We start from the raw sequence: 7,623 nt of genomic DNA, 5'->3' as shown, positions 1-7,623 counted from the left end.
CTCCAGGGGCTTCTTGCCGGTGATGAACGCCGCGGTCGCCGCGGCGACGGCGTCCTTGATCTGCGTGTCCAGCAGCGTGTTCTGCTCCAGCTCCATCTCGTCGAGCCGGGCCGCGGGCGCGACCGGGAGCATCGTCTTCGCGTCCAGCACCGTGTTGGTCCAGTCCTTGATCTCGTCCGGCATCATGGCCTGGATGTACTTCTGCGAGGAGCCGTTGGCCAGCACGAACACGCCGTTGCTGTAGCCGAAGTCCTTGTTCAGGAACTTCTCCGCACCCGGGTTCATCGGGCCCCAGGTGATGTCCTCGTTCAGCGACGGGGTGCCGTCGGAGCCCGCGGAGTAGGTCTCGCCCTCGACGCCGAACGTGCCGAACTCGATGCCCTCGTCGGAGAAGTACTGCCAGTCGACGTACTGCAGCAGCGCCTTGAAGTACGGCTTGTCCGCCGCGTCGGAGGAGATCATGACGCCGGAGGTGAAGCGGCCGGAGGGCACGTTGCTGCCGGCGGGGCCGCCCGGGACGGTGAGCAGGCGGGTGCTGAACTTCTTGCCGGCGTCCTCGATCGCCGTGCGGTACGCGGTGAGCTCCTGCGTGTTGGCGGACACCGCGGCGGACTTGCCGGAGACGAACTTCTGCTTGGCCTGGTCGTCCGACTGCGTGATCTCCGGGTCCATGGTCCCGTCGGCCACCCAGCCGTGCACCGTCTCCACGAGCTGCTTGTACGCGTCGGTGGTGCCGGTCAGCTCGAACGCGCCGGCGTCCTCGTCGTAGTGGGCGTTGTTGTAGCCCCAGCCCGCGGCGGTGTCGAAGTTCGGCGCCATGACGTTGAGGAGGGAGCCGAGCGGGTTCGGGTTCTCGTTCCAGCGGTCGGAGAACGCGTACGTGACGTCGGGGTTGGCCTCCTGGACCTTCTTCAGGTCCTCGCCGAACTCGTCCCAGGTCTTCGGGTCCTCGGTGATCCCCGCCTTCTTCCACATGTCGTCGTTGATCATGACGGAGTACTGCACGTCGGGCTTCTCCCGCAGCCCGGGCAGCAGGTAGAACTTGCCGTCCTCCTGCCGCAGGTTGTCGAGGTCCTCCTGCAGGCCCCACTTCTCGATCTTGTCCGCGAAGTTCGGCATGTAGTCCAGGTAGTCCGACACCGGCAGGATCGCGCCGCCGGAGACGAACTGTGTCTCGGAGCCGGCGTACGTGACCGGCATCAGGTCCGACGCCTCGCCGGAACCGATGAGCAGCGCCTTCTTCTGGTCCCAGTCGGCCAGCGGGATGTCGGTGCGGTCGAAGGTGACGTTGCGGTCGGACTCGAGGTGCTGGAACACCGACCAGTCGTCCTTCACCGGGTAGTCGGGCATGTCGCGGTACATGAGCGAGAACGTCACCGGCTCGGTGGCCTTGAAGGCGGAGCCGACGGCGAAGTCGTCCATCGCGCCGACGGAGTGCTCGGCGTCGATGGTGGCGGCCGCGGCCGTGCTCGCGCCGTCGCCGCCCCCGTCGTCCCCGCCGCTGCCGCAGGCGGCGAGGCCCAGGGCCAGGGTGGTCAGCGACGCGGCCGCGACGGCCGCCCGCATCCGGGTGTTCCTCATGTCTTCTCCTCGTGTGACGAGCGTCGTCGCTCTCGAGCGGGATGTGGTGCGTGCAGTGCGGGTGATGACCGGCCGTCAGCCCTTGACGGAGCCGAGCATCACGCCGGAGACGAAGTACCTCTGGATGAAGGGGTAGAAGCAGATGATCGGCAGCACGGTGAGCAGCATCGTCACCGACTGGATGTTGGCGCCGATCTGCACCGTGTCCGCGCCCGAGATCCCGGCCGCCGGGTTCGACGCCGCGGCGATGAGGTTGCGCAGGTAGACGGTGACCGGGAAGAGCTCCTTCTGGTCCAGGTACAGGAAGGCGCTGAACCACGAGTTCCACATGCTCACGGCGTAGAACAGCGTCATGGTGGCCAGCACCGCCTTGGACAGCGGCAGCACGATCCGGCCGAAGATCCCGTAGGTGGTGAGCCCGTCGATCGCCGCGGCTTCCTCGAGCTCGGCCGGGAAGTTTTCGAAGAAGGACTTCATGACCAGGAGGTTGAACACCGAGATCGCGCCGGGCAGCACGATCGCCCAGAGGGTGTTGCGCATGCCCAGGACGTCGGCGACGAGGATGTAGTTCGGGATCAGGCCGCCGCTGAAGAACATCGTGAACACGGCGATCCCGATGAAGAAGCTCCGCCCCTTGAGGTGCCGGCGGCTCAGCGCGTACGCGTACGGGGTGGTGAGCGCCATCGAGATGAGGGTGCCCAGCACGGTGTACACGACCGTGTTCTTGTAGTTGGTCCAGAACATCGCGTCGCCCATGACGACGTCGAAGGTCTCCAGGTTGAAGCCGCGCGGCAGCAGGTTCACCTCGCCCGCGGCGATGAAGCCCTCCGAGGAGAACGCCTTCGCCACCAGGTTGACGAACGGGTAGAGCGTCACCGCGCACACGACCAGCAGCGCGAGGACGTTCACCACCCGGAAGGCCCGGTACCCGGGGGTGTCCTTGACGGTGGTCGGCTCGTGCCGGACCGCAGCGAGGTCCGGGGTCGACGTTTCGATCACCACAGCGAGGCTCCCACCAGGCGGCGCGACGCATAGTTCGCGGAGAGGACGAGGACCAGTCCGATGAGGGCCTCGAAGAGGCCGATCGCCGCACCGTAGGAGAACTGGGCCGACTGGATGCCCACGCGGTACAGGTACGTCGAGATGACGTCCGCCGTGGAGTAGATCAGCGGGTTCTGCAGCAGCAGGACCTTCTCGAACCCGACCGCCATGAAGGAGCCGATGTTGAGGATGAGCAGCACCATCATCGTGGGCCGGATGCCCGGCAGCGTGACGTGCCAGGTCTGCTGCCAGCGGTTCGCGCCGTCGATCCGGGCCGCCTCGTAGAGCTGGTCGTCCACCGTCGTCAGCGCGGCGAGGTAGAGGATCGTGCCCCACCCGACGGTCTGCCAGACCTCCGAGCTCACGTAGATCGAGCGGAACCAGTCGGGCTGCTGCATGAACGCGATCGCGTCGCCGCCGAACGCCTCCACGACCTGGTTCACCGTGCCGCTCACCGCGGTGAGCTGCAGCACGAGGCCGGCGACGATGACGATCGACATGAAGTGCGGCAGGTACGAGATCGTCTGCACGATCTTCTTGAACCGCCGCGAGCGCAGCTCGTTCAGCATGAGCGCGAGGACGATCGGCAGCGGGAAGCAGATCACCAGCGTCAGCAGGCCCAGGATCACCGTGTTCCCGAACACCTGCCAGAACTGCTGGTTGTGGATGAACATGTCGAAGTAGTAGAAGCCGACCCACTCGTCGCCCAGCGGGCTGCCGCCCGGGCGGAACCGGCGGAACGCGATGACGTTCCCGATCATCGGCACGTACTTGAAGATCAGGAAGAACAGCACCGGCAGGACGACGAACGAGTACAGCCGCCAGTCCTTGCGCAGCGCCTGGCGCCACGTGGTGCGCGTCCGCCGCCGCGGTTCGTCCCGCGGTGGTGGTGACGACGGTGCGTCGTCGATCGGTGGGACGGTCGTCACCATCCCTGCGGCCTGCGCCATGAGTCCCCCAGCCGTCACGTCGTCGTGCGGTCCGCCGGTCGCAACCTCGCGCCGACGATCCGAAAGTTTCGTCATTGAAAACGTTCTCCAACTGCGGCCGAGAGTAGGGGGAGCCTTCGGTGGTGGTCAAGCACCCGGCCGATCACGGTCTGATCACGGCGCCCAGTAACGCCTGGAAGACGCCCGACGTCGTGTACGGTCGAGCCGAAACTTGCGAGCCGTCGCGCGGAACCCCAGCGACCCCGCACCACGACTGGACGGACGATGAGCACCCCTACCCCGCAGGGCCCCGCACCGACGATCGCCGAGATCGCCCGGGAGCTGGGCGTGTCCGCGCCCACGGTGTCCAAGGTGCTGAACGGCAGGACCGACGTCGCGCCGGCCACCCGCGACCGCGTGGAGGCCGCGCTGGAGCGGCACCGCTACCGGCGCCGCCGGGCGGCGACCCCGCCGGTCGGCGCGGGGCTCGTGGACCTCGTCTTCCACCGGGTGGGCTCGGCGTGGTCCACGGAGATCATCCGCGGCGTGGAGGACGCCGCCGCGGCCGCCGGGGTGAGCGTCATCCTGTCCGAGCTGGGCGGGAAGCACCGCCCGCCGTCCACCTGGCTCGAGACGACGCTCTCGCGCCCGCCGCTGGGCGTGCTGCTCGTCGCGGCCAGCCTCAGCGCCTCGCAGCGGCCGCGCCTCACCACGCGCGGCATCCCCTACGTCGTCATCGACACCGACGGCGAGCCCCCGCCCGACGTGCCCACGGTGGGGTCGGACAACTGGAGCGGGGGGCTCGCGGCGACGCGGCACCTGCTCGAGCTGGGGCACCGGCGCATCGCCGCGATCTCCGGCCCGGGCAACATGCTGTGCGCCCGCGCGCGCCTCGACGGCTACCGCACGGCGCTCGAGGAGGCCGGGATCGGCTTCGACCCCGCGCTGGTGCGGTCGGGCAACTTCGAGGTGGAGTCCGGTTACCGCTCCGGCAGCGAGCTGCTCGACCTTCCCGAGCGCCCGACCGCCGTCTTCGCCGGGTCCGACATGCAGGGCATCGGGCTGCTCCGGGCGGCGCAGGAGCGCGGCATCTCCGTACCGCGCGACCTGTCCGTCGTCGGGTACGACGACCTACCCCTCGCGAACTGGACCACGCCCGCGCTCACCACCGTGCGCCAGCCGCTGGTCGAGATGGCGACCACGGCCACCCGGCTGCTGCTCGACCTCGCCCGCGGCGAGACGCCGATGGCCCGGCGGGTCAACCTCGCCACCGGCCTCGTCGTCCGGGAGTCCACCGCTCCCCCGGCACCCTGACGAACGGCATCGAGCGTGCTGAACTGCTCCTCAAACGGCCGGTTTGAGGAGCAATTCAGCACGCTCGATGCGTGGGACGGGTCAGCGCTGGACGCGCGCGCTGCCGCCGCCGGCCAGCTTGGCGACCTCGGCGAGGGTCGCCGTCGTCGTGTCACCGGGCGTGGTCATGGCGAGCGCGCCGTGCGCGGCGCCGTACTCGACGGCCTGCTGCAGCGAGTCGAGCTCCATGAGGCCGTAGGCGAGGCCGGAGGCGAACGAGTCGCCGCCGCCCACGCGGTCGAAGATCTCCAGGTCCGCGCGGTGCGTGGCCTCGACGAAGCCCTCGGCGCGCGACCAGGCGATGGCACCCCAGTCGTTGACGGACGCGGACTTCACGCCGCGGAGCGTCGTCGCGATGACCTGGAAGTTCGGGTAGGCCTCGGCGGCGGTGCCGATCATCGCGCGAAAGGCGCCGGTGTCGAGGTCGGTGAGGTTCTCGTCCACGCCCTCCACCTCGAAGCCGAGCGAGGCGGTGAAGTCCTCCTCGTTGCCGATCATCACGTCGACGTGGTGCGCCAGGCGGCGGTTGACCTCGCGCGCCCGCTCGACGCCCCCGATCCCCTTCCACAGGGAGGGGCGGTAGTTGAGGTCGTACGACACGATCGTGCCGTGCTTCTTGGCCGCGGTCATGGCCGCCTCGGCGACGTCGGCCGCCGACTCGGACAGCGCGGCGAAGATGCCGCCGGTGTGCAGCCAGCGCACGCCGGAGCCGAACAGGGCGTCCCAGTCCACGTCGTCGGGCTGCATCTGCGCGATCGCGGTGTTGCCGCGGTCGCTGACGCCGACGGCGCCGCGCACGCCGAAGCCGCGCTCGGTGAAGTTGAGGCCGTTGCGGACGCTGCGGCCGATGCCGTCGTACTCGCGCCACTGCACCCAGGAGGTGTCGAGGCCGCCGGTGAGCATGAAGTCCTCGACGAGGCGGCCGACCTCGTTGTCCGCGAGGGCGGTGACGATCGCGCCGCGCAGGCCGAACGCGCGGCGCAGGCCGCGGGCCACGTTGTACTCGCCGCCGCCCTCCCAGACGTCGAACGAGCGGGTGGTGCGCACGCGGCGGTCGCCCGGGTCGAGGCGCAGCATGACCTCGCCGAGCGCGACGGCGTCGTAACGGCACTCGGCGGCCGGGCGGGTGGTGATGGACGGGTTGGTCATCGTGTCTCCTTGCAGGCTCTGCGGGCCGACTCAGGCGGGCTGCGCGAGGGCGACGGCCTCGGCGGTGCGGCGGGTGACCTCGGCCCAGTCCCCCTGGGCGACGAGGGACTTCTCGACCATCCACGAGCCGCCGACGGCGAGCACCGGGGCGAGGCCGAGGTAGTCGCCGAGGTTGGCGGCGCTCACGCCGCCCGTCGGCACGAACCGCAGGCCGGGGAACGGCGCGGAGAACGCCTTGATCGCGGCGGGGCCGCCGACCACGGAGGCGGGGAAGAGCTTGACGACGTCGAGGCCGAGGTCGAGCGCGGCCATGATCTCGCTGGGCGTGGCGACGCCCGGCAGGACCGGCACGCCGTGCTCCTGGGCCCGGCGCACGACGGCGGCCGACAGCCCCGGCGACACGATGTAGCGCGCCCCGGCGCCCACGACGGCGTCGACCTGGTCGACGGTGGTGACGGTGCCCGCACCCACGACGACCTCGGGCTGGGTCTGCGCGACGGCGCGGATCGCGTCGATGCCGCCGGCGGTGCGCAGGGTGATCTCGGCGACGGGGAGGCCGCCGGCGACGAGCGCGTCGGCGAGGCGGGCGCCCTCGTCGGCGCCGTCGACCACGACGACGGGCACGAGGCGGTGGGCGCCGAGGGCGGCGACGACGTCGCCGGCCGGGGTCGAGGGGGAAGACATCCTGGCTCCGTTTCGCTATGGTGAACGCACGTTGTTCACTACGGAACACCATAGAGGACGAGCACCGATGACCCAACCCCCCAGCCCGCTCGGCAGCGTGGACAAGGCGCTCCTCACCCTCGACGCGCTCGCGCGCGCGGGAGCCGGCGGGGTCGCGCTGGCCGACCTCGCCGCCGAGGTGGGCGCGAACAAGTCGACGCTGCACCGCACCCTCGCGGCCCTGCGCCACCGCGGGTACGCCGACCAGCGGGCCGACGGCGCCTACACGCTGGGGGCGGCCGTGCTCTCGCTCGGCGCGGCGTACCTCGCCGAGGACAACCTGCCCGGCCTGCTGCGCCCGGCGCTCGAGGCGCTGCGTGACGAGGTCGACGAGCTCGTGCACCTCGGCACCCTCGCCGGGCAGGAGGTCGTCTACCTCGACAAGGTGGAGCCGCAGCGCCCGCTGCGCGTGTGGTCCGCCGTCGGGCGGCGCATCCCCGTCGCGACGACGGCGCTGGGCCGGGCGCTCCTGGCCGCGACGCCGGACGGCGCGCCGTCGCCCGGGCACGACGGCGGGCCCGACGCCACGCCCGACGCCACGCTCCGGGCGGCCCTCGCCGCGGCGCGGGAGCGGGGGTACGCCACCGAGACCGAGGAGAACGAGCCGGGCATCGCGTGCGTCGCCGTCGCGCTGCTCCGCGCGGGCCGGCCCGTGGCGGCCGTGAGCATCACCGCGCCCGTCGAACGCATGACCGGACCCGCCCGCGACGCCCGCGTGGCCGCGCTCCGCGACCTGCTGCCCCGGGTGCTCCCGACCGGCCTGACCGTCCCGGCGCCGACGTCGTAGCCCCTCGACGTAGCACCTGATGGCGGTTCCCCGCGGGGAACCGCCATCAGGTGCTACGTC

Annotated in this window: 7 protein-coding genes; 2 read left to right on the top strand and 5 right to left on the bottom strand. The window is 70.8% G+C overall.

Annotation, left to right across the window (positions count from 1 at the left end; translation table 11 throughout):
- The 3 genes from ACFWEK_RS16300 to ACFWEK_RS16290 all read right to left on the bottom strand — a co-directional run.
- Positions 1–1,581, bottom strand: a 1,581-nt coding sequence (locus tag ACFWEK_RS16300; protein WP_430554707.1) for a sugar ABC transporter substrate-binding protein, incomplete at its 3' end; no start/stop codon positions are given.
- A gap of 75 nt (positions 1,582–1,656) precedes the next feature.
- Positions 1,657–2,580: a carbohydrate ABC transporter permease gene (locus ACFWEK_RS16295; RefSeq protein ID WP_430546975.1), complete on the bottom strand. Its 924-nt coding sequence runs from the start codon at positions 2,578–2,580 to the stop codon at positions 1,657–1,659.
- On the bottom strand, positions 2,577–3,554 hold the full coding sequence (locus ACFWEK_RS16290) for an ABC transporter permease (protein WP_430554706.1): 978 nt from the start codon (positions 3,552–3,554) through the stop codon (positions 2,577–2,579). The genes ACFWEK_RS16295 and ACFWEK_RS16290 overlap by 4 nt, the downstream gene beginning before the upstream one ends.
- A 282-nt stretch (positions 3,555–3,836) precedes the next feature.
- Between ACFWEK_RS16290 and ACFWEK_RS16285 the strand changes: the two genes are divergently transcribed.
- Positions 3,837–4,865: a LacI family DNA-binding transcriptional regulator gene (locus ACFWEK_RS16285; RefSeq protein ID WP_430554705.1), complete on the top strand. Its 1,029-nt coding sequence runs from the start codon at positions 3,837–3,839 to the stop codon at positions 4,863–4,865.
- An 81-nt stretch (positions 4,866–4,946) separates the two neighbouring features.
- Here ACFWEK_RS16285 and ACFWEK_RS16280 read toward each other — a convergent pair whose 3' ends face one another.
- Positions 4,947–6,053, bottom strand: a complete 1,107-nt coding sequence (locus ACFWEK_RS16280) for a sugar kinase (protein ID WP_430554704.1) — start codon at positions 6,051–6,053, stop codon at positions 4,947–4,949.
- 30 nt (positions 6,054–6,083) lie between these two features.
- Positions 6,084–6,737, bottom strand: coding sequence for a bifunctional 4-hydroxy-2-oxoglutarate aldolase/2-dehydro-3-deoxy-phosphogluconate aldolase (eda, locus tag ACFWEK_RS16275; protein ID WP_430554703.1), 654 nt, complete (start codon positions 6,735–6,737; stop codon positions 6,084–6,086).
- A 67-nt stretch (positions 6,738–6,804) separates the two neighbouring features.
- Here eda and ACFWEK_RS16270 point away from each other — a divergent pair, with 67 nt between their 5' ends.
- On the top strand, positions 6,805–7,563 hold the full coding sequence (locus ACFWEK_RS16270; protein ID WP_430554702.1) for an IclR family transcriptional regulator: 759 nt from the start codon (positions 6,805–6,807) through the stop codon (positions 7,561–7,563).
- The last annotated feature ends 60 nt before the right edge of the window (positions 7,564–7,623 follow it).

It is taken from the genome of Isoptericola sp. NPDC060257 (assembly GCF_042726645.1).
GTDB lineage: Bacteria > Actinomycetota > Actinomycetes > Actinomycetales > Cellulomonadaceae > Isoptericola > Isoptericola nanjingensis.
The sequence above is the reverse complement of the archived record's forward strand: the minus strand, read 5'-3'. Positions and strand labels throughout refer to the sequence as shown.

Excerpts from the sequence above, each read along its gene's own strand:
- ACFWEK_RS16290 (WP_430554706.1), bottom strand. The coding sequence starts at position 3,554 with ATGGTGACGACCGTCCCACCGATCGACGACGCACCGTCGTCACCACCA.
- ACFWEK_RS16285 (WP_430554705.1), top strand. The coding sequence starts at position 3,837 with ATGAGCACCCCTACCCCGCAGGGCCCCGCACCGACGATCGCCGAGATC.
- ACFWEK_RS16280 (WP_430554704.1), bottom strand. The coding sequence starts at position 6,053 with ATGACCAACCCGTCCATCACCACCCGCCCGGCCGCCGAGTGCCGTTAC.
- eda (WP_430554703.1), bottom strand. The coding sequence starts at position 6,737 with ATGTCTTCCCCCTCGACCCCGGCCGGCGACGTCGTCGCCGCCCTCGGC.
- ACFWEK_RS16270 (WP_430554702.1), top strand. The coding sequence starts at position 6,805 with ATGACCCAACCCCCCAGCCCGCTCGGCAGCGTGGACAAGGCGCTCCTC.